Source organism: Streptomyces sp. NPDC036984, from assembly GCF_055607665.1.
Map to the genome: position 1 here is coordinate 23,120 of NZ_JBVJRL010000007.1, position 24,612 is coordinate 47,731.

General features: G+C 71.9%; 24 protein-coding genes. 13 read left to right on the forward strand and 11 right to left on the reverse strand.

Features of this window, described 5'->3' with window-relative positions; all coding sequences use genetic code 11:
• Positions 1–2: 2 nt before the first annotated feature.
• On the reverse strand, positions 3–707 hold the full coding sequence (fabG, locus tag ACZ7DL_RS15345) for a 3-oxoacyl-[acyl-carrier-protein] reductase (RefSeq protein ID WP_470774622.1): 705 nt from the start codon (positions 705–707) through the stop codon (positions 3–5).
• A 241-nt stretch (positions 708–948) separates the two neighbouring features.
• On the opposite strand from fabG, the gene ACZ7DL_RS15350 reads away from it, so the two are divergent.
• From ACZ7DL_RS15350 to tyrS, 3 genes are all read left to right on the forward strand, one after another.
• Positions 949–2,505, forward strand: coding sequence for a TldD/PmbA family protein (locus ACZ7DL_RS15350; protein ID WP_470774623.1), 1,557 nt, complete (start codon positions 949–951; stop codon positions 2,503–2,505).
• A gap of 82 nt (positions 2,506–2,587) precedes the next feature.
• Positions 2,588–3,979 carry a metallopeptidase TldD-related protein gene (locus tag ACZ7DL_RS15355; protein WP_470774624.1) on the forward strand — a complete coding sequence of 464 codons (1,392 nt, stop codon included), beginning with the start codon at positions 2,588–2,590 and terminating at the stop codon, positions 3,977–3,979.
• Positions 3,980–4,035: 56 nt separating this feature from the next.
• Positions 4,036–5,304, forward strand: a complete 1,269-nt coding sequence (gene tyrS / locus ACZ7DL_RS15360; protein ID WP_470774626.1) for a tyrosine--tRNA ligase — start codon at positions 4,036–4,038, stop codon at positions 5,302–5,304.
• Between the two features lie 111 nt (positions 5,305–5,415).
• On the opposite strand, the gene ACZ7DL_RS15365 is transcribed toward tyrS, so the two are convergent.
• On the reverse strand, positions 5,416–5,697 hold the full coding sequence (locus ACZ7DL_RS15365; protein WP_470774627.1) for a GlsB/YeaQ/YmgE family stress response membrane protein: 282 nt from the start codon (positions 5,695–5,697) through the stop codon (positions 5,416–5,418).
• A gap of 245 nt (positions 5,698–5,942) precedes the next feature.
• Between ACZ7DL_RS15365 and ACZ7DL_RS15370 the strand changes: the two genes are divergently transcribed.
• A complete protein-coding gene (locus ACZ7DL_RS15370; RefSeq protein WP_470774629.1) occupies positions 5,943–6,377 on the forward strand; it encodes a DUF3099 domain-containing protein in 435 nt (144 codons plus the stop codon).
• 235 nt (positions 6,378–6,612) lie between these two features.
• Entirely contained in the window at positions 6,613–6,831 is a 219-nt protein-coding gene (locus ACZ7DL_RS15375) for a hypothetical protein (protein ID WP_470774631.1), read from the forward strand.
• On the opposite strand, the gene moaA is transcribed toward ACZ7DL_RS15375, so the two are convergent.
• From moaA to ACZ7DL_RS15390, 3 genes are all read right to left on the reverse strand, one after another.
• Entirely contained in the window at positions 6,828–7,817 is a 990-nt protein-coding gene (gene moaA, locus ACZ7DL_RS15380) for a GTP 3',8-cyclase MoaA (RefSeq protein WP_470774635.1), read from the reverse strand. The two genes, ACZ7DL_RS15375 and moaA, sit on opposite strands and share 4 nt — an antisense overlap.
• A gap of 169 nt (positions 7,818–7,986) precedes the next feature.
• Positions 7,987–9,609 (reverse strand): solute symporter family protein, encoded by a 1,623-nt coding sequence (locus ACZ7DL_RS15385; protein ID WP_470774636.1) that lies wholly within the window; start codon positions 9,607–9,609, stop codon positions 7,987–7,989.
• Entirely contained in the window at positions 9,606–9,962 is a 357-nt protein-coding gene (locus ACZ7DL_RS15390) for a DUF485 domain-containing protein (protein WP_470774638.1), read from the reverse strand. The genes ACZ7DL_RS15385 and ACZ7DL_RS15390 overlap by 4 nt, the downstream gene beginning before the upstream one ends.
• 287 nt (positions 9,963–10,249) lie before the next feature.
• Between ACZ7DL_RS15390 and ACZ7DL_RS15395 the strand changes: the two genes are divergently transcribed.
• Together ACZ7DL_RS15395 and ACZ7DL_RS15400 are read left to right on the forward strand one after the other, a co-directional pair.
• Positions 10,250–11,785 carry a S8 family peptidase gene (locus ACZ7DL_RS15395; RefSeq protein WP_470774640.1) on the forward strand — a complete coding sequence of 512 codons (1,536 nt, stop codon included), beginning with the start codon at positions 10,250–10,252 and terminating at the stop codon, positions 11,783–11,785.
• Positions 11,786–11,895: 110 nt separating this feature from the next.
• Positions 11,896–13,278 (forward strand): CoA transferase, encoded by a 1,383-nt coding sequence (locus tag ACZ7DL_RS15400; RefSeq protein WP_470774644.1) that lies wholly within the window; start codon positions 11,896–11,898, stop codon positions 13,276–13,278.
• A 256-nt stretch (positions 13,279–13,534) separates the two neighbouring features.
• Here the strand turns inward: ACZ7DL_RS15400 and ACZ7DL_RS15405 are convergent, their stop codons facing one another.
• The 5 genes from ACZ7DL_RS15405 to ACZ7DL_RS15425 all read right to left on the reverse strand — a co-directional run bounded on the left by ACZ7DL_RS15405 (position 13,535) and on the right by ACZ7DL_RS15425 (position 18,533).
• Positions 13,535–14,242: a VIT1/CCC1 transporter family protein gene (locus ACZ7DL_RS15405; RefSeq protein WP_470774646.1), complete on the reverse strand. Its 708-nt coding sequence runs from the start codon at positions 14,240–14,242 to the stop codon at positions 13,535–13,537.
• A gap of 84 nt (positions 14,243–14,326) precedes the next feature.
• A complete protein-coding gene (locus tag ACZ7DL_RS15410; protein ID WP_470774648.1) occupies positions 14,327–15,556 on the reverse strand; it encodes an amidohydrolase family protein in 1,230 nt (409 codons plus the stop codon).
• A complete protein-coding gene (locus tag ACZ7DL_RS15415) occupies positions 15,553–16,839 on the reverse strand; it encodes an amidohydrolase family protein (RefSeq protein ID WP_470774651.1) in 1,287 nt (428 codons plus the stop codon). The genes ACZ7DL_RS15410 and ACZ7DL_RS15415 overlap by 4 nt, the downstream gene beginning before the upstream one ends.
• A gap of 12 nt (positions 16,840–16,851) precedes the next feature.
• On the reverse strand, positions 16,852–17,736 hold the full coding sequence (locus tag ACZ7DL_RS15420; RefSeq protein WP_470774652.1) for an SDR family NAD(P)-dependent oxidoreductase: 885 nt from the start codon (positions 17,734–17,736) through the stop codon (positions 16,852–16,854).
• Positions 17,736–18,533: an acetoacetate decarboxylase family protein gene (locus ACZ7DL_RS15425; protein WP_470774654.1), complete on the reverse strand. Its 798-nt coding sequence runs from the start codon at positions 18,531–18,533 to the stop codon at positions 17,736–17,738. The genes ACZ7DL_RS15420 and ACZ7DL_RS15425 overlap by 1 nt, the downstream gene beginning before the upstream one ends.
• Positions 18,534–18,634: 101 nt before the next feature.
• Between ACZ7DL_RS15425 and ACZ7DL_RS15430 the strand changes: the two genes are divergently transcribed.
• The 6 genes from ACZ7DL_RS15430 (at position 18,635) to ACZ7DL_RS15455 (ending at position 24,321) form a co-directional block, all read left to right on the forward strand.
• Complete coding sequence (locus tag ACZ7DL_RS15430) at positions 18,635–19,270, forward strand: TetR/AcrR family transcriptional regulator (protein WP_470774656.1); 636 nt, start codon at positions 18,635–18,637, stop codon at positions 19,268–19,270.
• A 208-nt stretch (positions 19,271–19,478) separates the two neighbouring features.
• Complete coding sequence (locus ACZ7DL_RS15435; RefSeq protein ID WP_470774657.1) at positions 19,479–20,462, forward strand: DEDDh family exonuclease; 984 nt, start codon at positions 19,479–19,481, stop codon at positions 20,460–20,462.
• A gap of 122 nt (positions 20,463–20,584) precedes the next feature.
• Complete coding sequence (locus tag ACZ7DL_RS15440) at positions 20,585–20,818, forward strand: hypothetical protein (protein ID WP_470774659.1); 234 nt, start codon at positions 20,585–20,587, stop codon at positions 20,816–20,818.
• A gap of 78 nt (positions 20,819–20,896) precedes the next feature.
• A complete protein-coding gene (locus ACZ7DL_RS15445; RefSeq protein WP_470774661.1) occupies positions 20,897–21,694 on the forward strand; it encodes an SURF1 family cytochrome oxidase biogenesis protein in 798 nt (265 codons plus the stop codon).
• Between the two features lie 82 nt (positions 21,695–21,776).
• Positions 21,777–23,561, forward strand: a complete 1,785-nt coding sequence (locus ACZ7DL_RS15450; RefSeq protein WP_470774662.1) for a glycoside hydrolase family 15 protein — start codon at positions 21,777–21,779, stop codon at positions 23,559–23,561.
• Positions 23,562–23,565: 4 nt separating this feature from the next.
• On the forward strand, positions 23,566–24,321 hold the full coding sequence (locus tag ACZ7DL_RS15455) for an SDR family oxidoreductase (RefSeq protein ID WP_470774664.1): 756 nt from the start codon (positions 23,566–23,568) through the stop codon (positions 24,319–24,321).
• A gap of 12 nt (positions 24,322–24,333) precedes the next feature.
• On the opposite strand, the gene ACZ7DL_RS15460 is transcribed toward ACZ7DL_RS15455, so the two are convergent.
• Entirely contained in the window at positions 24,334–24,558 is a 225-nt protein-coding gene (locus ACZ7DL_RS15460; protein ID WP_470774665.1) for a hypothetical protein, read from the reverse strand.
• Positions 24,559–24,612: the final 54 nt, after the last annotated feature.

Genomic DNA, 24,612 nt, shown 5'->3' on the forward strand with positions numbered 1-24,612 from the left:
GATCAGTGACCCATTCCCAGTCCGCCGTCAACGGGAATGACGGCTCCAGTGATGTACGAGGCGTCGTCCGAAGCGAGGAACCGCACCGTCGCGGCGATCTCCTCCGGCTGCGCGTAACGGCCGAGCGGCACCTGCGAGACGATGCCCTGGCGCTGCTCGTCGGTGAGCACCTTGGTCATGTCGGTGTCGACGAAGCCGGGCGCGACGACGTTGAAGGTGATGTTGCGCGAGCCCAGCTCCCGGGCGAGGGAACGCGCGAAGCCGACCAGGGCGGCCTTGGAGGCGGCGTAGTTCGCCTGCCCCGCCGAGCCGAGCAGACCGACCACGGACGAGATCAGGACGACGCGGCCCTTCTTGGCGCGCAGCATGCCGCGGTTGGCACGCTTGACGACCCGGAAGGTGCCCGTGAGGTTGGTGTCGATGACCGAGGTGAAGTCCTCCTCGGACATGCGCATCAGGAGCTGGTCCTTGGTGACGCCGGCGTTGGCGACGAGGACCTCGACCGGACCGTGCTGGTCCTCGATCTCCTTGTAGGCCTGCTCCACCTGCTCCGGGTCGGTGATGTCGCACTTGACCGCCAGGAAGCCGGCCGGCGGCTCCCCCGAGCGGTACGTGATCGCGACCTTGTCGCCGGCGTCGGCGAAAGCGCGGGCGATGGCGAGGCCGATGCCCCGGTTGCCTCCGGTGACGAGAACCGAGCGGCTCAACGGATCACCCTTTCCATAGCGGTCTGACACATCCGCCCGAACAGCTGGATGACAGGCGGCTTCATCGAAAACCTATCGGTACCGCCATGCCCGTGGGCAAGCGGGCACCGACAGTGGCTCGGGGGTGTCGCTGTCGGGTCCCTACAGAAACGGGCCGGGCCGGCACCGGAAGCCTGTGGTCCGCCGACCCGCTCCCAGGACATGATCGGATCCGACAGGCCACGACAGCAGGGAGACCTCCGTGCCTCATTCCATCGACGAAGCCTTCACGGCGCTTCCCCTACGGGCCCTGGCCGACGCCGCGCTCGCACGCGCGCGTGCGCTGGGGGCCGAGCACGCGGACTTCCGGTTCGAGCGGGTGCGCAGCGCCTCCTGGCGGCTCAGGGACGCCAGGCCCGCCGGATCGTCGGACACCACGGACCTCGGGTATGCGGTCCGGGTCGTGCACGGCGGTACGTGGGGTTTCGCCTCGGGGGTGGATCTGACCATGGACGCCGCCGCCCGGGTCGCCTCGCAGGCCGTGGCCATGGCCAAGCTGTCCGCGCAGGTGATCAGCGCCGCCGGCTCGGGCGTGGGGGCACCTCCCACGCCTTTCGGGCAGCGGGGGAAGGTGGAGCTGGCCGACGAGCCGGTGCACGCCGACAAGACGTGGATCTCGTCGTACGAGATCGACCCGTTCTCGGTGCCCGCCGAGGAGAAGGCCGCGCTGCTCGCGGAGTGGAGCGCACGGCTGCTGGCCGCGCGGGGCGTCAGCCATGTCGACGCCTCGCTGCTCACCGTGCACGAGAACAAGTTCTACGCCGACACCGCCGGGACCGTGACCACCCAGCAGCGGGTGCGGCTGAATCCGCAGCTGACGGCCGTGTCGGTCGACGAGTCGAGCGGCGAGTTCGACTCCATGCGCACCATCGCGCCGCCGGTCGGGCGCGGCTGGGAGTACCTGACCGGAACCGGCTGGGACTGGGACGCCGAGCTGGAGCGGATCCCGGAACTGCTCGCCGAGAAGATGCGGGCGCCGAGCGTGGAGCCCGGCCTGTACGACCTGGTGGTCGACCCGTCCAACCTGTGGCTGACCATCCACGAGTCCATCGGTCACGCCACCGAGCTGGACCGCGCCCTCGGCTACGAGGCCGCGTACGCCGGCACCACCTTCGCCACCTTCGACCAGCTCGGCAAGCTGAGGTACGGCTCGGAGCTGATGAACGTCACCGGCGACCGCACCGCCGAGCACGGCCTGGCGACCATCGGCTACGACGACGAGGGCGTGGCGGCGCAGTCCTGGGACCTGGTGAAGGACGGCACGCTGGTGGGTTACCAGCTGGACCGCAGGATCGCGAGGCTGACCGGGTTCGAGCGCTCCAACGGATGCGCGTACGCCGACTCCCCCGCCCATGTGCCGGTGCAGCGCATGGCCAACGTGTCCCTGCGGCCTGACCCGGCGGGGCTGTCCACCGAGGACCTGATCGGGGGTGTCGACCGGGGCATCTACGTCGTCGGCGACCGGTCCTGGTCGATCGACATGCAGCGGTACAACTTCCAGTTCACCGGCCAGCGGTTCTTCAAGATCGAGAACGGGCGGATCACCGGGCAGCTGAAGGACGTCGCCTACCAGGCCACGACCACGGACTTCTGGGGGTCCATGGCCGCCGTGGGCGGGCCGCAGACGTACGTCCTCGGCGGTGCCTTCAACTGCGGCAAGGCCCAGCCGGGCCAGGTGGCCGCCGTGTCCCACGGGTGCCCGTCCGCCCTGTTCAGGGGCATCAACATCCTCAATACAGCTCAGGAGGCCGGTCGATGAAGGTCAGCACGGGGATCGGCTGGGGGTCCGGGGGTTACCCCCCGGGAAAGCACCGTCTACATACAGCTCAGGAGGCCGGTCGATGAGCGTCCGCACCCACAAGCCGCACGAGGTCGTCGAGCAGGCACTGGCGCTGTCCCGGGCCGACGGCTGTGTCGTCATCGCCGACGAGCACTCCACCGCGAACCTGCGCTGGGCGGGCAACGCGCTGACCACGAACGGTGTCACGAGGGGCCGCACCCTCACGGTGATCGCGACCGTGGACGGCCGGGAGGGCACGGCCTCCGGTGTCGTGTCGCGGTCGGCTGTCACGGCCGGCGAGCTGGAGCCTCTGGTCCGGGCCGCCGAGGCCGCCGCGCGCGGGGCCGCGCCGGCCGAGGACGCTCAGCCGCTGGTGAGCGGGGTCCCTGAGTCCCCGGACTTCACGGACGCGCCGGCCGAGACCTCCTCCGCGGTGTTCGCCGACTTCGCCCCGGCGCTCGGCGAGGCCTTCGCACGCGCGCGGGCGGGCGGCCGGGAGCTGTACGGCTTCGCCAACCACGAGCTGGTGTCGACGTACGTGGGGACGTCCACCGGGCTGCGTCTGCGGCACGACCAGCCCACCGGCACGCTGGAGCTGAACGCCAAGTCGCCGGACCACACCCGCTCGGCGTGGGCCGGCCGGTCGACCCCGGACTTCAAGGACGTCGACCCGGGCGCGCTCGACGCCGAGCTGGCCGTACGGCTGGGCTGGGCGGAGCGGCGCGTGGAACTGCCCGCGGGCCGCTACGAGACGCTGCTGCCGCCCAGCGCCGTGGCGGACCTGCTGATCTACCAGCTGTGGTCGGCGTCGGGCCGTGACGCCAGCGAGGGCCGGACGGTGTTCTCCAAGCCGGGCGGCACCCGGATCGGCGAGAAGCTCTGCCGGCTGCCGCTCACCCTGCGCAGCGACCCGGACGAGCCCGGACTGGAGTGCCCGCCGTTCGTGGTCGCCCACTCCTCCGGCAGCGACCAGTCGGTGTTCGACAACGGCCTGCCCGTGCACGCCACCGAGTGGATCGGCGAGGGCGTGCTGCGGCATCTGACGACGACCCGGCACAGCGCCGCCCTGACCGGGCTGCCGGTCGCCCCGGCGCTCGGCAATCTGATCCTGGACGGCGGGCGGGACCGCTCCCTGGACGAGATGGTCGCGGACACCGAGCGCGGACTGCTGCTGACCTGCCTGTGGTACATCCGCGAGGTCGACCCGGCGACGCTGCTGCTGACGGGCCTGACCCGGGACGGCGTCTACCTCGTGGAGAACGGCGAGGTGACCGGGCAGGTGAACAACTTCCGGTTCAACGAGTCGCCGGTGGATCTGCTGAGCCGGGTCACGGAGGCCGGGCGGACGGAGAAGACGCTGCCGCGCGAGTGGGGCGACTGGTTCACCCGGGCCGCGATGCCCGCGCTGCGGATCCCCGATTTCAACATGAGCTCTGTCAGTCAGGGCGTATAACCTCGTAGTCGGCTGTCACCCGACCGCCCGAAGACCATCAAGGAGACACGAGAACCGTGACGGACATCGTCGACGAGCTGAAGTGGCGTGGGCTCATCGCCCTCTCCACGGACGAGGACGCACTGCGCAAGGCGTTCGCGGACGGCCCCGTCACGTTCTATTGCGGCTTCGACCCGACCGCGCCCAGCCTGCACCTCGGCAACCTCGTGCAGATCCTCACGATGCGCCGCATCCAGGAGGCGGGGAACCGTCCGCTGGCGCTGGTCGGCGGTGCCACGGGGCTCATCGGCGACCCGAAGCCCACGGCCGAGCGCACGCTGAACGCGCCGGAGGTGGTGGCCGGCTGGGTGGAGCGGCTGCGCGCCCAGATCGAGCCGCTGCTCCACTTCGACGGGCCGAACGCCGCGGTGATGGTGAACAACCTGGACTGGACCCAGGGCCTGTCGGCCATCGAGTTCCTGCGGGACATCGGCAAGTACTTCCGGGTCAACAAGATGATCGCCAAGGAGGCCGTCGCCCGGCGGCTGAACTCCGACGCGGGCATCAGCTACACCGAGTTCAGCTACCAGATCCTCCAGGGCATGGACTTCCTGGAGCTGTACCGGCGCCACGGCTGCACGCTCCAGACCGGCGGCAGCGACCAGTGGGGCAACCTCACCTCCGGCACGGACCTGATCCACCGGGCCGAGCCGGACGCCGTGGTCCACGCGCTGGGCACCCCGCTGATCACCAAGGCGGACGGCACCAAGTTCGGCAAGACCGAGTCCGGCACGGTGTGGCTCGACCCCGAGATGACCACGCCGTACGCGTTCTACCAGTTCTGGGTCAACGCGGACGACCGGGACGTCTCCAAGTTCCTGCGCATCTTCAGTTTCCGGTCCCGTGAGGAGATCGAGGAGCTGGAGCGGCAGACGGAGGAGCGTCCGCAGGCCCGGGCGGCGCAGCGGGCGCTCGCCGAGGAGCTGACGACGCTGGTGCACGGCGCCGAGCAGACGGCCGCGGTGACCGCCGCGTCCAAGGCGCTGTTCGGTCAGGGCGAGCTGGCCGAGCTGGACGAAAAGACGCTGGCCGCGGCGCTGTCCGAGGTGCCGCACATCCAGGTCGCCGAGCTGGGCCCGGTGGTCGACCTGTTCGCCGAGGTCGGTCTGGTGGCGAGCAAGTCGGCTGCCCGGCGGACCGTGAAGGAGGGCGGGGCCTACGTGAACAACGTGAAGGTCGCCGCGGAGGACGCCGTCCCCGGTGCCGAGGACTTGCTGCACGGGCGGTGGCTCGTGCTGCGGCGGGGGAAGAAGAATCTGGCCGCCGTGGAGATTGTGGCCGCATAGCGCCGTAGGGGTGCGGGGAATGCGCGGGCTGCGGGGTGTTCCCGGTTGCCCGCGCAGTTCCCCGCGCCCTGCGCCCCTTCGGGGCGTGCTTCCCTCAGGGTCCTGGACAGCTCAGGCCCGCCCGTACTTCTTCTTGCCCACCGTCGCCATGTACAGGGCGTCGACGGCAGCGACGATGATGATCGCGGCCACGAGCTGGAAGAGATGGCGGCTCCAGTCGATGCCCGGGGTCGCCTCCACGCCGACCGCACGGGCGATCGCGTTGCCCACGATGGCGCCCAGTATGCCGCAGATGGTGGTCAGCCACAGCGGGCTGTGCTGCTTGCCCGGGATGATCGCCTTGGCGATGAGCCCCAGCACGAATCCCACGATGATCGCCCACAACCAGCCCATGGCTGCCTCCTCGTACGGATCGACGTGAGCATTACGGCCAGTGTGGTTCCGTCCGCCGTACGGCGCATGCCGGGTACCGCCGTGCGTGGCACGGCCGCAGGCGTCACCGCAGGCAGAGGGCGACCCGGTCTCGAAGGCGGCGCGGGCGCGGCGTACCGTGGGGGGTGTCCCGTCCCGGTTCCCCGCCGGAGGTGGACGAGGGTGCGGGCCGGGGAAAGTCCGATGCGGGCGGATGGTGGAATGTGATGCGGAAACAGCACGGCGGCAACGTCCAGGTTTTCCGGATCACCGGTGCCCGGACGGGGCTCGCCGAGGACGTCCGGGGCCGGCAGCGACGGTACGTCATCTCCATGTCGGTCCGTACCGTGTCGGTGATCCTCGCGGCCTCGCTGTGGAACGTCGAGCGGTACGTCGCGATCGTGGCGTTGGTGCTCGGCGCGGTGCTCCCCTATATCGCCGTGGTGGTCGCCAACGCCGGCCGGGAGAGGCCGCCCTCCCTTCCGTCGACGTTCGTCACTGCGCCGACGCGGCCGATGATCGCGCCGCCGCGGGCCGATGACCCGGCGGAAGCCGCGCCCGGCTCGGGGTCCGCGTCCGGGTCCGGCTCGGGGTCCGTAGCGGACGACGTCTCGGCCAATTCGGCGGACGGGGTCCGCGCCGAACACCCCGACCCCGCCTGATCAGGGCGGACGCGGCCGAAGCGGAACGCGGCCACGCGTCAAGCTCAAGAAAAGCTCAGATCAATCCTGCTGTTCCAGTGCCGGGCGGTGGGGTACCCGTGACATACTGCGTACGCGCTCCGCATCCCCCGTCGGAGCGACGGACCGACGCCGGGCAGCTCCCCCCGTGGCTGCCCGGCGTCGCCTTGTTCACGCCCCATGACACCCCCTTCGCGAGACGAACCGAGACGAAGCCGTGAGTGACGACACCCCGATCTGCTCCGCCAAGGGCTGCCGTGCCGCCGCCGTGTGGGTGCTGGCGTGGAACAACCCGAAGGTCCACACGCCGGAGCGGCGCAAGACATGGCTCGCCTGCGAGGAGCACCGCGAGCATCTGTCGCAGTTCCTCGGGGTGCGGGGGTTCCTGAAGGACGTGGTGCCGTTCGAGGAGTGGCGGGCGGCCGAGAAGGGCTAGCCGCCGATCGCCGACATGGGCCGGTCCGGCTGTACGAACGACGGGTCGTCCAGGCCCGCCCCCGCCTTCTTGCCCCACATCGCCAGCCGCCAGATCCGGGCGATCTCCTCGTCCGGAGCGCCCGAGCGCAGGGCCGCCCGCAGGTCGGTCTCCTCGGTGGCGAACAGGCAGGTCCGTATCTGGCCGTCGGCGGTGAGTCGGGTGCGGTCGCAGGCCGCGCAGAACGGGCGGGTCACCGAGGCGATCACGCCGACCCGCTGCGGGCCGCCGTCCACCAGCCAGCGCTCGGCCGGTGCCGAACCGCGCTCGTCCGCGCCCTCGGCGGTGAGGTCGAAGCGGGTGCGCAGGGAGGCGAGGATGTCCCCGGCGGTCACCATGCCCTCACGCTTCCAGCCGTGCTGGGCGTCGAGGGGCATCTGCTCGATGAAGCGCAGCTCGTAGTCGTGCTCCACCGCCCAGGCCAGCAGGTCGGGGGCCTCGTCGTCGTTCAGGCCCGGCATCAGGACCGAGTTGACCTTGACCGGGGTGAGGCCGGCCTCGCGGGCGGCCTGGAGTCCTTCGAGTACGTCGTGGTGGCGGTCGCGGCGGGTGAGGGTCTTGAAGACGTCCGGGCGGAGGGTGTCCAGGGAGACGTTGACCCGGTCCAGGCCGGCCGCCTTCAGGGCGGTCGCGGTGCGCTTGAGACCGATGCCGTTGGTGGTGAGGGACATCTGCGGACGCGGGGTGAGGGCCGCGACGCGCTCGACGATGCCGACCAGTCCGGGGCGCAGCAGCGGCTCGCCGCCGGTGAAGCGGACCTCCGCGATGCCGAGCGTCCGGACCGCGATGTCGATCAGGCGGACGATCTCGTCGTCCGTGAGCAGGTCGGGCTTGGCCAGCCACTGCAAGCCCTCCTCGGGCATGCAGTAGGTGCAGCGCAGATTGCACCGGTCCGTGAGCGAGACCCTCAGGTCGGTGGCCACTCGGCCGTAGGTGTCGATGAGCACGTGGGCCCCCTCCCTCTCCCGGTCACTCGTTTCGGTCAGATGTGCGTCGACCGTCACCTGCGAGCCTACGCGACCGCACTGACATCGACAGCGGCCCGATCCCACGAGGTACGACACGGCCGCGTCGTAGGACCGTACAGTCCTGGACGACGCGGCCGTCGTACGAACCTCAGTGCGCTCCGGTGCCGGTCAGGGACCGCACCTCCAGTTCCGCGTACTTGCCCGCGTCCGGGGTCTCCTTGGACAGCAGAGTGCCCACGACGCCGAGGAGGAACCCGACCGGGATGGAGATGATCCCGGGGTTCTCCAGCGGGAACCAGTGGAAGTCGGCGTGGGGGAACATGGAGGTCGGCTTGCCGGAGACCACCGGGGAGAAGAGCACCAGGCCGACCGCGGTGACCAGGCCGCCGTAGATCGACCACAGGGCGCCCGAGGTGGTGAACCGCTTCCAGAACAGGCTGTAGAGGATCGTCGGCAGGTTGGCGGAGGCGGCGACCGCGAAGGCGAGGGCCACCAGGCCGGCCACGTTCAGGTCGCGGGCGAGGGCGCCGAGGACGATCGAGACCGCGCCGATGCCGACGGTCGCCCAGCGGGCCGCGCCCAGCTCCTGCCGCTCCGTGGCCTGGCCCCGCTTGATGACGTTCGCGTAGATGTCGTGCGCGAACGAGGAGGACGAGGCCAGGGTGAGGCCGGCGACGACCGCGAGGATCGTGGCGAAGGCGACCGCCGAGATGGTGGCGAGCAGGATGGCTCCCCAGTTGGAGTCGACACCGCCCAGATGCAGTGCGAGCAGCGGGGCCGCGGTGTTGCCCGCCTTGTTGGAGGCGATGATCTCGTCCGGTTTGATCAGCGCGGCGGCGCCGAAGCCGAGGGCGAGGGTCATCAGGTAGAAGGCGCCGATGAGGCCGATCGCCCAGATCACGGACTTCCGTGCGGCCTTCGCGGTGGGCACCGTGTAGAAGCGGATCAGGATGTGCGGCAGGCCGGCGGTGCCGAGGACCAGGGCGATGCCGAGCGAGATGAAGTCCAGCTTGGTGGTGCCGGTGGCGCCGTACTTCAGGCCGGGCTCCAGGAACGCGCTGCCTTTGCCGCTGTTGTCGGCGGCCCTGCCGAGCAGGTCGGAGATGTTGAAGTCGAACTTCAGCAGGACCAGGAAGGTCAGCAGCAGGGCGCCCACGATCAGCAGGACCGCCTTGACCATCTGGACCCAGGTGGTGCCCTTCATGCCGCCGATGGTGACGTACACGATCATCAGAACGCCGACCAGGGCGACGATGCCGATCTTGCCGCCGTCGCTGGTGATGCCGAGGAGCAGGGAGACGAGGACGCCTGCGCCGGCCATCTGGGCCAGCAGGTAGAAGATCGACACGACGATCGTGGAGGTGCCGGCGGCTGTGCGGACGGGACGCTGGCGCATCCGGTAGGCCAGCACGTCGCCCATCGTGTAGCGGCCGGAGTTGCGCAGCGGCTCGGCGACCAGGAGCAGGGCGACGAGCCAGGCGACGAGGAAGCCGATGGAGTACAGGAAGCCGTCGTAGCCGAAGAGGGCGATGGCGCCGGCGATGCCGAGGAAGGACGCGGCGGACATGTAGTCACCGGAGACGGCGAGGCCGTTCTGGAAGCCGGTGAACTGGCGTCCGCCGGCGTAGAAGTCGGCGGCGTCCTTGGTCTGCCGGCCCGCCCAGACGGTGATGACGAGGGTCGCGGCGACGAACACCGCGAACAGCGTGATGATCAGCGTCCGGTGCTCGCTCGCCTCACCGGCGGCCAGCAGGGTGTGTGCGGGGCTCATGCTCGGCCCTCCATCCGGGACTTGATGGCCTCGGCCTTCGGGTCGAGCTTGGCGGCGGCGTGCCGCGCGTACCACCAGGCGATGAGGAACGTGGTGAGGAACTGGGCAAGGCCCAGGACGAGGGCCACGTTGATGTTGCCGGCCACCTTGGTGCCCATGAAGTCGCCCGCGTAGTTGGAGAGCAGGACGTAGAGCAGGTACCAGGCGGCGAAGGCGAAGGTGAGCGGAAAGGCGAAGGAGCGGTAGGCGCGGCGCAGTTCACCGAACTCCGCGCTCTGCTGCACCTCGGTGAACTCCTCGGTGGAGGGAAGGTGGGCTTGGGGTTTCGCGGGCGGCGGTGTCTCGGTTGCCACGGAGTCTCCTCGCGTCACGGACATGCGCTTTTCTGATCTCACAGGTACGGGGGCCACATTACAAGGAGTCATCGAACGACTCCTTGGCGTGATTCCCGCGAGGGCCACGATCCGGATGGGCCCTCCGTTCACGGTCACGGCGCCACGCGCGGAGTGGTTCAAGTCCGCCTGGCTCTTTCGGAGATCAGCCTCGGGAGATAGCTTCGCCCTGCACCACCCGTCATGTACCTGCCCGAACAGCACCTGCGTCTCGGGCGGTTTTCGTATTCGGATGATGTGGAGATCCCATGGCTCATCTGCGCTCCAGACGCCGGCTTGCGCTCGCCGTACCGGTCGTGCTGTCGCTGACCGCCTCCCTCGGCTTCCTTCCGTCGGCGGCCTCGGCGGCGACCCCGACGGCCACGGCGGCCACGGCGGCACGGGCGGCGGACGGCCCCAACCTCGCGTACGTGGTCAACACCCGGACCGACCACCGGACGATCGAGTCGGTGCAGCGAGAGATCACGCGCAACGGCGGGACCGTCGTGGCGACTTACGACCGGATCGGCGTGATCGTCGTCCACTCCGCCAACCCCGACTTCGGCGCGCGGATGCGTGCCGTGCGCGGCGTGCAGTCGGCGGGTGCCACGCGCACGGCTCCGCTGACGGCGGCGGGCACGACCGACGAGGGCGCGGCGCAGGTGCTGTCGAAGGCGGAGGCCGCCAGGATCGCCCAGGGCGCGGCGGCGGGCGAGGAACCCCTCGAGGCCGACCAGTGGGACCTGCGGGCGATCGGCGCCGACCAGGCCGCGAAGATCAACCCGGGCAGCGCCGGCGTGACCGTCGGTGTCATCGACACGGGCGTCGACGACACCCACCCGGACATCGCCCCCAACTTCTCCCCGGCCCAGTCGGCGAGCTGCGTGAGCGGCAAGGCGGACACCACGTACGGCGCCTGGCGGCCGGTGGACGCCGACCACTACCACGGCACCCACGTGGCCGGTGAGATAGCCGCGGCCCGCAACGGCACAGGCGTGGCCGGTGTGGCGCCGGGGGTGAAGGTCGCGAGCATCACGGTGGCGCAGCCGGACGAGAAGTCGCTGTTCTACCCGGAGAGCGTGGTCTGCGCGTTCGTGTTCGCCGCGGACCACGGCATCGAGATCACCAACAACAGCTACTACGTTGATCCGTGGCTGTACAACTGCATGGACGACCCCGACCAACGCGCCATCGTTGACGCGGTCAACAGGGCTCAGCTGTACGCCCAGCACAAGGGCACCCTCAACGTCGCCTCGGCGGGCAACTCCAACGACGACCTGGACTCCGACGCCCTCGTGGACGACTCCAGCCCCGACGACTCGACCGCCCAGACCCGCACGGTCGACCCGCACGAGTGCTTCGACGTGCCGACCCAGCTGCCCGGCGTGGTGACCGTGAGCGCGGTGGGCGTGAAGGGCACCAAGTCGTACTACTCCAGCTACGGCCAGGGCGTCGTCGACGTGGCGGGGCCGGGCGGCGACAAGTACCAGATCCCGGACACGCCGTCGAAGAACGGCCGCATCCTGTCCACGCTGCCGAACAACCAGTACGGCTTCCTCCAGGGCACCTCGATGGCCTCCCCGCACGTGGCCGCGGTGGCCGCGCTGCTCAAGTCGACCCATCCGCACGCCACTCCGGCGCAGCTCCAGGCGCTGCTGAAGGCGGAGGCGGACAACCCGGGCTGCCCGAGTGAGCCGTACGACGGCAATGGTGACGGGGTCGTGGACGCAACCTGCGCCGGGGGCAAGCGGGTCAACGGCTTCTACGGCTTCGGTGTCGTCAACGCGCTGCGTGCGGTCAAGTAGCGACCGCTGATCCGTACGACCAGTCCACCCTGCCCACCCCGTGCACCCTGCCCGTCGTGTGCAGTCATCACTATGCAGTGTTGATTGAATCAATACTGCATAGTGAAGTAATGACTGCAATCAAGGATGCCTGGGACGCCCTGGGCGGGCAGCCCGCTCTGGTGCCGCGTGTCTCGGCCGTCGTCCGCCGGGACGTGCTCGCCGCGCGGCTGCCCGTACGGGAGCTGGCGCACGCGTGCGTGGGAGCGTGCGCGCTGGCCGCCGCCGAGCTGGGGGCGCGGCGGGCCGGCCTCGCCGAGGTACCGGCGGTCACCGTGGACGACGGAGCGGTGGCCGCCGCCTTCCACAGCGAGCGGCTGCTGCGGGTCGACGGCCGGACGCCGGTCGCCTTCGCGCCGCTGTCCCGGTTCTGGCGCACGGCGGACGGCTGGGTGCGCACCCACGCCAACTACCCCCACCACCGCACCCGGTTGCTCGCCGCGCTGGGCCTGCCGGCGGACGCCTCGGTGGAGGAGGCCGCCGGCCGGCTCGTCGAGCGCTCCGCCCTGGAGACCGAGGAGGCCGTGTACGGCGCCGGCGGCCTCGCCGTGGCCCTGCGCACCCCCGAGGAGTGGCACGAGCACCCGCAGGCCGCCGAGGTGGCCGCACGGCCGCTGGTCGAGCGCGCACGGCTCGACACGGCACCCGTGCGCGTGCTGCCTCCCACCGACCCGGCCGCCGCTCCGCTGCTGCCCGCCGCCGGGCTGCGCGTCCTGGACCTGACCCGGGTACTGGCGGGCCCGGTCGCCACCCGCACCCTGGCCCTGCTGGGCGCGGACGTCCTGCGCCTGGACGCACCCTGGCTGCCGGAACTGCCCGACCAGCACGCCGACACGGGCATCGGCAAGCGGTCCGCCACGCTCGACCTGACGGCCGGCCGGGACACTTTCGAGGAACTGCTGCGCACGGCCGACGTGGTGGTGACCGGATACCGGCCGGGCGCCCTCGACCGGTTCGGGCTCTCCCCGCGGGCACTGGCCGAGCGGCACCCCGGCCTGGTCGTGGCGCAGGTGTCGGCGTGGGGCGCGTACGGGCCGTGGAGCGGACGGCGCGGCTTCGACAGCCTGGTGCAGGTCGCGACCGGCATCGCGGTCACCGAGGGCGCGGCCGAACAGCCCGGCGCGCTGCCCGCGCAGGCCCTGGACCACGGCACCGGCTATCTGCTGGCGGCGGCCGTGTTGCGGGCGCTGACCGAGCAGTCGTACGACGGCGGGAGCCGGCTGGTCCGGCTGGCGCTGGCCCGCACCGCCCGCTGGCTGACGGACGGCATCCGCCCGGCGACGGCCGAGGGCACGCCGGATCCGGGCCCGGACGCCTGGTTGACCGAGACGGGCAGCCCCCTCGGCCGGCTACGGCACCCCCGCCCGGCCGTCTCCTTCGCCGGCGGCCCCACCGGCTGGGCACGGCCGGCGGGGGCATGGGGATCGGACCCGGCCGAGTGGCTGTGCCAGTAGGCCGGATCGGACCCGGTGCTGACGACGGGACGCGACGCTTGACGACGTGATGCAACCGTTGACGACGCCCCCGCGGCCATGGGCCACCGTCGACGGCGCCCCACGACCATTGGCAACCGTTGACGACTCCCCACGACCATTGACGACCCGACGCGGCTGTTGACGACGCGGCGTGACCATTGACGACATGACGCGCCCGTTGACGGCGTTGACTCAGCCCGTTGCTCACCAGCACCGGCAGGGGCCACGGCGCGTGCTACACCCCCGCCGCGCCCAGCAGGCTCCCCGCCACGTACGTGACCCCCATCGCCAGTGCCCCGCCCGCCACGGTGCGCAGGACCGCGCGTTTCGGGTCCGCCGCGCCGAGGCGGGCGCTGCTCCAGCCGGTGAGGGTCAGGGCGGCCAGGACCGAGAGGACGGTGACCGCCAGCCGCGCGCCGGCGGGAGGCAGGACGATGGCCAGCAGGGGCAGCAGCGCGCCCACGGTGAAGGACAGGAAGCTCGCCCAGGCCGCGTGCCAGGGGTTGGTCAGCTCGTCGGGGTCGATGCCCAGCTCCACGCGCGCGTGGGCCTTCAGCGCGTCCCGCGCGGTGAGCTGTTCGGCGGCTTCCCGGGCCACCTCGCGGGTCAGGCCGCGCTCCGCCAAGAGGTCGGTCAACTCCCGCAGTTCGGCCTCGGGCTGCTCGCGCAGTTCCCGTTTCTCGACGGCCAGCGCGGCCATCTCGGAATCGCGCTGGGTGGAGACGGAGACGTACTCGCCGGCCGCCATCGACATCGAACCGGCGAGCAGGCCGGCCAGTCCGGCGGTGAGCAGGGCGGCCCGGCTCTCGGTCGCGCCGGCCACGCCCACGACCAGTCCCCCGGTGGAGACGATGCCGTCGTTCGCGCCCAGCACGGCCGCCCGGAGCCAGTTCAGCCGTGAGCCGAGCGCGCCGCCGTGGGCCTCGTCGTGGGTGGGTTCCATCACAGCAGGGAGGATCCCACCCCGACGGTCACGCCCGCCGCACCGACGCTCCTGCGGCACCGCCCGCGCGGCCCCGGCCGGATGTCACCACACGCGTACCGACGCCCCCCGCGCGAACACCGGGCTGGTCGCGTCGGCCGGCGGCTCGTCCAGCGGCTCGGCGACCTCCGCCACCGCCGGTCCGACCTTCGCCGCGATGGGGTCCAGGAGGCCGAGGTCGAAGCCGTACACGCGGGCCGCGTTGCCGCCGAGCATGGCCGCGACCTCCGCGCGCGGGACGCCCGCGTAGGCGAACCGGAGGGCCTCGCGGGTGTACGGGTGGGTGCCCTCGTCGTGCGGGTAGTCGCTGCCCCACATGATCTTGTCGACGCCGATGCGGTCGCGCAGCGGCACCTCGTGGGGGCGCATGAAGCTGGCGCCGACGTAGCAGTGGTCGCGCCAGACCAGGGAGGGCGCCTCGCCCATGCCTGCGGCCAGGCCGGCACCGAACTTGGCCTCCGCCGTGTCCGCCTCGGTGGCCGCGGCGACCAGGCGGCCGTGGTAGTAGTCCAGCATGTCCAGGACCCCCGGGATCCAGCCGGAGCCCTGCTCGGTCAGGACCAGTCGCAGGTCCGGGTGGCGGCGGAAGGCGCCGCCGAAGACCAGGTGCCACAGGGCGCGGTGGGAGAACCAGGTCGTCTCCACCATGAAGACCGCGCGTGCGGCCGGTTCCTCGCCGAGCGGCGGGGATGCCGAGCCGGCGTGGTGGTTGACGGGGAGTCCGAGTTCCGCGCAGGCGGCCCAGATCGGGTCGTACGACCGCGAGTACAGCTCGGGCAGGCCGGAGCCGGGCGGGGTGCCGGGCAGCATCAGGCCGCCCTTGAGACCCGCCGAGGCGGCCCAGCGGATCTCCTTGACGGCCTCCTCGACGTCGCCCAGCAGGATCTGGAAGACGCCCGCCCGGCGGCCCGGCGCGGCGGCGCAGAAGTCCGCGAGCCAGCGGTTGTGGGCGCGCAGGCCCGCCCAGCGGCGCCGGAAGTCCTCGGCGCCCGGGGGCGGGGCCATGAGGGAGCCGGACGGGAAGAACGGCGGGATGGTGTTCGGGAAGATCACCTCCGCGACGATCCCGTCCGCCTCCAGTTCCGCGAGCCGCCGCTGCGAGTTCCAGTTCCGGTCGGCGGAGTCGGCGAGCAGGTCCTCGTAGGGGTTGACGTAGGTGGCCGCCCAGACGTCGAAGTCGTCGTGGTGGCGCTTTTCCAGGTACGGCTTGTAGTCGAGCAGGTCGGCGCCGGCGTGGCAGTCGGCCGAGATCACCGTGTACCGGTCGTCGGTCATCGGGTCACCCCCAGAACCGGGAAGTCCCCGCCGGTCAGCCAGTGCCGGCCGGTCTCGCGGGAGCGCGCCCAGGACGCCTCCACGGCCGCCTGGTCGGCCGGCTGGCCGAGGTCGGCGGGGGTGGGCCCGATGCGTCGGGCCAGGGGCGTCAGCTTCGCGACGTCGAAGCCGAAGACCTCGGCCGCGGCGAGGCCGAGCATGCGGCGGGTCTCGGCGACGGGGATGTCGTGGAAGGTGCGGCGCAGCCACGCGCGCGTGTCGGGCCAGGTGCCCTCCGGGTGCGGGAAGTCGCTGCCCCACAGGATGTTGTCGACGCCGATCTCGTACCGCTGGGCCAGTTCGCGCCGCTTGGTGTTGGTGGCGCAGACGAACACCTGCCGGTCCAGGTACTCGTGCGGCGGGCGCCGCAGCTCCTCGAACGGGGAGAGCTTCTTGCCGCCGTGCGCGCCGAGGTAGAGGCGGTCCATGAACCACAGCAGGTTCGGCAGCCACCAGCAGCCCGACTCGGCCACGCCGAAGCGCAGCCCCGGGTGGCGTTCGAACACACCGGACCAGAGCAGGAACCACAGTGGGCGGGCCGGCCACCAGGTGACCTCGGAGACGTAGATGCCGAGGTGGTCGCCGTACTCGTGGCGCGGAGCGGCGCCGGAGTGGGTGAGCACCGGCATGCCGCGCTCGGCGGCCGCCGCCCACACGGGGTCGTAACGGCGGTCGTGGTAGGGCTCCTTGTCGGCCCACATGGACGGGATCATCAGGGCACCGAGCCCGGACTCCTTCGCCCGGTGGATCTCGGCGACCACCTGATCGACAGGGGCCGTGACGGGCAGCAGGGCGACTCCGCAGTGCCGCTCGGGGCGGGCGGAGACGAAGTCGGCGAGCCAGCGGTTGTGCGCCCGCGCGCCCGCCATGCCCAGCTCCGGGTCCTGGTCGCCGGAGAGGCCGAGGCCCACGCCGAAGGGGGCGGCGGTGCGGCTGTCGACGGCGTCGGCGTCCGGGAAGACGACCTCGGCGGCCACCCCGTCCCCGTCCAGCTCCTTCAGGCGCTGTGCGGGATCCCAGCCGCCGCGCAGCCCCTCCTCGTTGTCCTCGAACCATCTGTCGGCGAACGCCTCGTTGCGGATGCCGAGCCGGGTCATCTCCTCGCGGCGCCGGTCGCGGCCGGCGAGGAACTCGTCGAAGTCCCGGTGGAAACGGGCCTCCAGGTAGGGCCGGTACTCCTCGGTGGGCAGTCCGGCGTGGCAGTCGGAGGAGATGATCAGGTACGGGTCGTCCTGGCCGGTCACCGCGGCCTCCTCTCAGTCCAGGATGAAGCTTTCGAGGTACGTGGGGTTCGCCCGGTCGAGCATCGAGCGGGCCCGGGCGCGGATCCGCTCGTCGCTGTGCTCGCTCGCCGGCAGCAGCCAGAAGCGGTCCTCCCGGATACCGGTCACGACGAGATCGGCGACCTCCTCGACGGGGGTGAAGCGGACCTCCTGGCCGGCCGCGCGCATGGCCGCCTCCCACTGGCCGAGGCTGCGGTACGGGGTCCGGCGCGGGCGCTGCTTGGCGTAGCGGGCGGGGCGGTTGCGGTGCGACTCCCACAGGCCGGTGCGCAGCATGTGCGGGCCCGGGAAGAGGACCGAGGCGCCCACGCGCGCCTGCTCGGCCTTCAGATGGGCGTAAAGGGACTCGGTGAGGGTGACGACGGCCGCCTTGGTGACCGCGTAGACGGAGGCGGTCGGGAGCGGTGCGACACCGCCGTCGGTGGAGGATGTATTGACCACGTGACCGGGTTGACCCGACTTGATCATCCTGGGCACGAATGCCTGGACGCCATGGAAAACGCCCCACACATTGACGGCGAAGGCCCACTTCCAGTCGTTCGGCTCGTGCTCCCACATGCGGCCCTCGGCGCCGGAGCCGACGCCCGCGTTGTTGCACAGGACGTGCACGGCGCCGTAGGTGTCGTACGCCTCGTCGGCCAGCGCCCGCACCTGGTCGCGGTCGCCGACGTCGGCCACGCACGCGTGGACGTCGGCGCCTTCGGCGCGCAACCCGGCCGCGGCCTTGTCCAGGGCGGCCTCCTCGACGTCGGCGAGGACCACCTTGAGGCCGTCGGCCGCGAACCGCCGGGCCATCGCGAGCCCGATCCCGCTCGCCGCGCCCGTGACGACGGCGACCTGTCCGGCTTCGAGGCGCATCAGCGGCTCCCCTCGGGCGGCGCGTCGAGGGCGTGGAGCGGGTCGTCGTAGCGCTGGTGGACATACGGCAGCAGGGTCTGCGGGTCGACCCGTTCGACCACCCGGCCGCGCTGGTCGCTGGTCTTCTCGCCGATGGTGACCTCCACGAGGTGCCGGACCGGAAGGTCGGCGACGGGGTCGTACATCGACTCGCGCAGGACGACGTCTCCGGTGACCCGCTCCAGCCGGCGCACCTTCTCGTCGCGTACGCAGTGCACGAGCACGGGGTCGCCGTCGAAGCCGTGCCCGTCCACGGCGGGCAGGAACTTGAAGTAGAAGTCGGTCCTGCGCGCGGGGCCGGGCAGGGGCAGCGGGCCGACGACCGCCCCGCGGACCTCCACGAAGGCGATGCCGTGCCGGGCCATCGACGCCCGCACGACGAGACCGTCGCGCTCGACGGTGACCTCGCCCAGCTTCTTGGGCTCCCCGAAGACCTCGCGGCCGCCGGTGAGGGCGCGCTCGCGGGTCATCGGCATCACGAGCGGGTACCAGCCGTCGACGTCGCCGTGGGCGGCGGCGACCGCGAAGGAGCCCGCGCCGAGCGGATACCCGGACAGGTCGACCTTGCTGATGTTCACCCGCACCAGAGGCCGTGCGGTGGGCTTCAGCGGGGGCGGCAGCACCGCCGCGACCGCGTCCGGGTCGGTCTCCCAGACGGCCACCACCCCGGTGGACCAGATGTCGGGGAGCCGTGCGCTCGCGGTGCGCGTGGCGGCGATCTCCCGCTCGGTCCGCGCGCCGTACCGTACGCGTGCCATACCCGTACCACCCTTCTCCTGACGGACCGTCACCTGTAACACAGTTACAGCAGACCGGGTGCGGGGTAAATACGCGTGCACGGAAGGGAGTTGGGGCGATCATGCCGAGCGGGGTGAGGAGCGCGCTGACCCGGGAGGCCGTACTGGAGGCCGCCGCGGGGCTGGTGCGGCAGCACGGCCCCGACGCGCTGACCATGCGCAAGCTCGCCGCCGAGCTGGGCACCGCGGTGACGTCGATCTACTGGCACGTCGGGGGCCGCGAGGCGCTGCTCGACGCGCTCGTGGAGCGGACCGTGGCCGGCCTCGGCGAGATCCGCCCGGCCGGGCGCACGCCCGAGCAGCGGGTGCTGTCCGTGGCGCGCGCCCTGCGGCGCCAGCTGCGCGACCATCCGCATCTGGTGGCCCTGGTGCACGAGCGGGGCCTGACCGAGCGGATGTTCCTGCCGGCCCAGCAGGTCCTGGTGCGCGAGGCGCACGCGGCGGGGCTGCGCGGCGCCCGCGCCGCCGAGTTCGTCCGGGCCGTGCAGTTCCAGGTCGTCGGGCATGTGCTGGTGGAGCGCAACCGCGAGCGGGCACCGGCACAGCACCCGGGCGAGGAGGAGCTGTGGCACACCGGGGGCGCCGGGGACGATCCCGCGCTGGCCCGGGCGCTGGCCCGCCCGGTGGACACGGAACGGCTGTTCGTGACGGCCGTACGGGCGCTGGTGCGGTCGCTGCTGGCCCCATGCGGAAACTAGCCGCCGCCCGAACTGCCGTACGCCCGCGGTTCCCGACCGCGGGGCGGCTCCACCGGCGTGCCATTGCGGGCACGCGCGGACCGTGGCGACCGAGCCGTCGCGCGCACGCGCGTGTGTGTGCGAGCGCCGAGCAGGAAGGCGAGCCCGGGACGCATGACCGCCCCCTGTGGGACAGCGCTGTCAGTCGTGGCCCGTATCCTCAGTGACCATGCTCGAAGACCGTGCGACCGCAGTGTCCTCCCCCACCCAGTGGCCGGCCGCGTATCCGAAGGGATACGCGGTCGTTGACGTGGAGACCACCGGCCTGGCCCGGGACGACCGGATCATCTCGGCGGCCGTCTACCGGCTGGACGCGCGCGGCGAGGTCGAGGACCACTGGTACACGCTCGTCAACCCGGAGCGCGATCCGGGGCCCGTGTGGATACACGGTCTGACGAGCGAGGTGCTCGACGGCGCGCCGCTGTTCGCGGACGTCGCCGAGGAGTTCGCCGCCCGCCTGGACGGCCGGGTGCTCGTCGCGCACAACGCCGTCTTCGACTGGCAGATGATCGCGCGGGAGTACGCGCGCGTGCGCCGCGAGGCGCCGGTGCGGCAGCGGCTGTGCACCATCGCGCTGTCGAAGGAGCTGGGACTGCCGCTGCCCAACCACAAGCTGGAGTCGCTGGCGGCGCACTTCGGGGTCGTACAGCAGCGGGCGCACCACGCGCTGGACGACGCGCGCGTGCTGGCGGAGGCGTTCCGGCCCAGCCTGCGGGCCGCGGCGGCGGGCGGTGTGCGGCTGCCGCTGCTGGAGTGCCGGCCGTTGACGGAGTGGTCGGACCGGCCCGTACCCCGGCAGTCGTCCGGGGGCTACGGCGCCTACCGGCCGAGCAGTTGGCGCCCGTCCCGCAAAAGGCCCGCCTGCCCCTATCCCAACCCAGGTCGCTACGAAGACGGCAAACGTCTCAAACAGGGCATGCGGGTGGCCTTCTCCGGTGACACGTCGACCGAACGCGAGATGCTGGAGGACCGTGCCGTCGAGGCCGGGCTGCACGTCGCCACCAGCATCTCCCGGCTGACCAGCCTGCTGGTGACCAACGACCCGGACTCGGGCACGTCGAAGACGGTCAAGGCCCGGCAGTACGGCACGCCGATCGTGGACGAGGCCGCCTTCGGCCAGTTGCTCCGGGATGTCGAGCCCGCCGACGAGTAGCCGCTCGCCCTGTCGCCCACCCTGTCGCCCACCCGGGGCGTGATCGTACGAATGGGTGATTGCCACACGACTCACCCGGCGCCCGCTCGCCCGGGGAGGGGCCACGGCCCACCCTGTGGCCCATGGCGACATGCGAAGTCTGCGGCAACGACTACGGAATGACCTTCGAGGTGCACGCGCAGGGCGCGGTGCACGTCTTCGACTGCTTCTCCTGTGCGATCCATCGCATGGCCCCGATCTGCGAGCACTGCCGGGTGCAGATCATCGGCCAGGGCGTGGAGGTGGAGGGCCACTGGTACTGCGGCGGGCACTGCGCCCGCCAGGAGGGGAGGACCGGAATCGTCGACCGGGTGTGACCCGGCACCCGTCCGAAGCACCCCACGGCAAGGCACCCCCGGGCAAGGCACCCCACGCCCCGGAGGTACCGTCGTGGGGTGCACCGCTACCGCTTCCTGTTGTCCCGCCAGTGGGTGATCCTCACGCTCGTCGCGATCGCGCTGATCCCGACGATGATCAAACTGGGTTTCTGGCAGCAGCACCGGTACGAGGAGCGGACGGCCCGCAACGACCTGGTCTCCGCCGCGCTGCACGCCGAGCCGGTCCCGGTCGAGGAGCTGAGCTCTCCCGGGCACGCCGTGACCCGCGCCGAGAAGTACCGCACGGTCACCGCGACCGGCACCTTCGACACCGCCAAGGAGGTCGTGGTCCGGCGCCGGACCAGCTCCGACGGCGAGGTCGGCTTCCACGTGCTCACCCCGTTCGTGCTCACCGACGGCAAGGTGCTGCTCGTCAACCGCGGCTGGATCCCGGCGAACGGCGTACAGACCGCCTTCCCCGAGATTCCCGCCCCGCCGGCCGGCCGGACCACCGTCACCGGGCGGCTGATGGCCGACGAGACGACCGCGGCGAGCGGCATCAAGAACGTCAAGGGCCTCCCCGACCGGCAGATCATGCTGATCAACAGCGCGGAGGAGGCACGGCGGCTCGGCGCCGAGGTGCTCGGCGGCTACATCCAGCAGACGGCGCCCCAAGCCAAGGGCGGCTCCCCGGAGCAGATCTCCGACCCGGGCAGCGAGGACGCCCCGCTGAACTACGCGTACATGATCCAGTGGTGGCTGTTCGCCGCGGCCGTCCCGGTCGGCTGGTGGTTCCTGGTCCGGCGGGAGATCCGCGACCGGGCGGAGGCCGCGGCCGAGCCGCGACCGGAGGAGAGCGAACCGGCCGCGGTCTGAGCGCGCCACGGTTCGCCGGGGCGGCTCACTCCCCCGGCGCACCACCTGATTGGCCCCCTGGTCCGCCGGGAAACCGCATCCCGTGAACGCGCGCATCGAGGACTACGCCGTCATCGGAGACGAACAGACCGCGGCCCTGGTCGGCAAGGACGGTTCGATCGACTGGCTGTGCCTGCCGCGCTTCGACTCCGGGGCCTGCTTCGCCAAGCTGCTGGGCGACGAGGACCACGGGCACTGGCGGATCGCGCCCGCCGGGGCGGACACCTGCACCCGCCGCGCCTACCGGCCCGACACCCTCGTCCTCGACACCGAGTGGGAGACCGCCGACGGCACGGTGCGCGTCACCGACCTGATGCCGCAGCGCGAGCACGCCCCCGACGTCGTACGGATCGTGGAGGGCGTCAGCGGCCGGGTGACCGTCCGCAGTACGCTGCGGCTGCGCTTCGACTACGGCTCGATCATGCCGTGGATGCGCCGCTCCGACGGCCACCGGGTGGCCGTAGCCGGCCCGGACTCCGCCTGGCTGCGCGCCGAGCCGGCCGTACACACCTGGGGCGAGGACTACGGCACCCACTCGGAGTTCACCCTCACCGAGGGCGAGCGGGTCGCCTTCGTGCTCACCTGGCACCCCTCGCACGAGAAGCGCCCGCCGCTCGTCGACCCGTACGAGGCGCTGGAGAGCAGCGTCACCGACTGGCGGCACTGGGCCCGCCAGTGCCGGTACACCGGCCCGTACCGGGACGAGGTGGTCCGCTCCCTCATCACCCTCAAGGCCCTCACCTACGCCCCGACCGGCGGCATCGTCGCCGCGGCGACCACCTCGCTGCCCGAGCAGCCGGGCGGGGTGCGCAACTGGGACTACCGGTACTGCTGGCTGCGCGACTCCACCCTCACCCTCGGCGCGCTGCTCGCCGCGGGCTACCAGGAGGAGGCCGAGGCCTGGCGGAACTGGCTGCTGCGCGCGGTCGCCGGCGACCCGGCCGACCTCCAGATCATGTACGGCGTCGCGGGCGAGCGGCGGCTGCCGGAGACCGAGCTGCCCTGGCTGCCCGGCTTCGTCGCCTCCGCGCCCGTGCGCACCGGCAACGGCGCCGTCGACCAGCTCCAGCTGGACGTGTACGGCGAGGTGATGGACTCGCTGTCGCTGGCCCGCGCCTCGGGCCTGCCCGCCAAGCCGCACATGTGGGCCATCCAGCGCTCGCTGATGGGCTTCCTGATGTCGGCGTGGCGGCAGCCGGACGAGGGTCTGTGGGAGGTGCGCGGCGGCCGGCGCCACTTCGTGCACTCGAAGGTGATGGTGTGGGTGGCCGCCGACCGGGCCGTGCGGACGCTGGAGACGCACCGGCAGCTGCGCGGCGACCTGGAGGGCTGGCGCAGGCTGCGGGACGAGGTCCACCGGGAGGTGTGCGAGAAGGGCTTCGACCGCGAGCGCAACACCTTCACCCAGTACTACGGCTCGCGGGAACTCGACGCCGCGCTGCTGCTGATCCCCCGCGTCGGGTTCCTGCCGGCGGACGACCCGCGGGTGGTCGGCACGGTCGACGCGATCCGCGACGGCCTCGGCCACGGCGGCTTCCTGCGCCGCTACGACACCGAGGACTCACTGGTCGACGGCTTGCCCAGCGGCGAGGGCGCCTTTTTGGCCTGCTCGTTCTGGCTGGCCGACGCGCTGCACATGACCGGCCGGCCGAAGGAGGCGCGGGAGCTGTTCGAGCGGCTGGTGGGCCTGTGCAACGACGTGGGTCTGCTGGCCGAGGAGTACGACCCCGTGGCGGGCTGCCAGCTGGGCAACTTCCCGCAGGCGTTCAGTCACATCGGCCTGGTGAACACCGCCCTCACGCTGTTCGGGGGCGACGGGGCAGGATAGGGGCATGGATCTTGGACTGAAGGACCGGGTGTACGTCGTCACCGGGGCCACCCGGGGACTGGGCAACGCCACCGCGCGCGAGCTCGTCGCCGACGGGGCGAAGGTCGTGATCACCGGCCGGGACGAGAAGCGGGTCGCCGACGCCGCGGCCGAACTGGGCCCGAACGCGATCGGCGTGGCCGTGGACAACGCGGACGCGGAGGCTCCCGAGCGGCTGATCGCCGCCGCCCGTGAGCACTTCGGCGGCTTCCACGGTGTGCTGGTGAGCGTGGGCGGGCCGGCGCCGGGGTTCGTCGCCGACAACACCGACGAGCAGTGGCGGGACGCGTTCGAATCGGTGTTCCTCGGCGCCGTGCGGCTCGCTCGCGCTGCGGCGGAGCAGCTGGAGCCGGGCGGAGTGATCGGGTTCGTGCTGTCCGCGTCGGTGTACGAGCCGATTCCGGGACTGACCGTCTCCAACGGCCTGCGGCCGGGGCTGGCCGGGTTCGCCAAGTCGATCGCCGACGAGCTGGGCCCGCGCGGCATCCGGGTGGTGGGACTGCTGCCGTCGCGGATCGACACGGATCGCGTGCGCGAGCTGGACGGCCTGTCCGCGGACCCGGAGGCCACCCGGGCCGCGAACGAGTCCCGGATTCCGCTGCGCCGGTACGGGACGCCGGAGGAGTTCGGGAAGGCGGCGGCGTTCCTCCTGTCCCCGGCCGCGTCGTATCTGACGGGAATCATGCTGCCCGTCGACGGAGGGATGCGGCACGGGTTCTAGCCCCCAGGGCTGTCAGGACACCCGTTGCGCCGTGTGCCTGACCTTCGTCAGCCGGACCTCCGCCGGAAGGGACGCCAGACGTCGTGCGGGCCGGTGTGCAGCCACCAGGAGGGGGCGGCGCGCCCAGGCCGACGGCCAGGACCGCGCCGCCACCAGCAGGAACGCGCCGAAACCGCCGAAGTACCCGGCGAAACCCAGTGCCATTCCGGCGATCATGCCGACCACGGCCCTGCTCATGCAGCGCTCCTCAGCTCGTCAGGCGTGCGGTGTCCGGTGCGCCCTCGGGCGCGC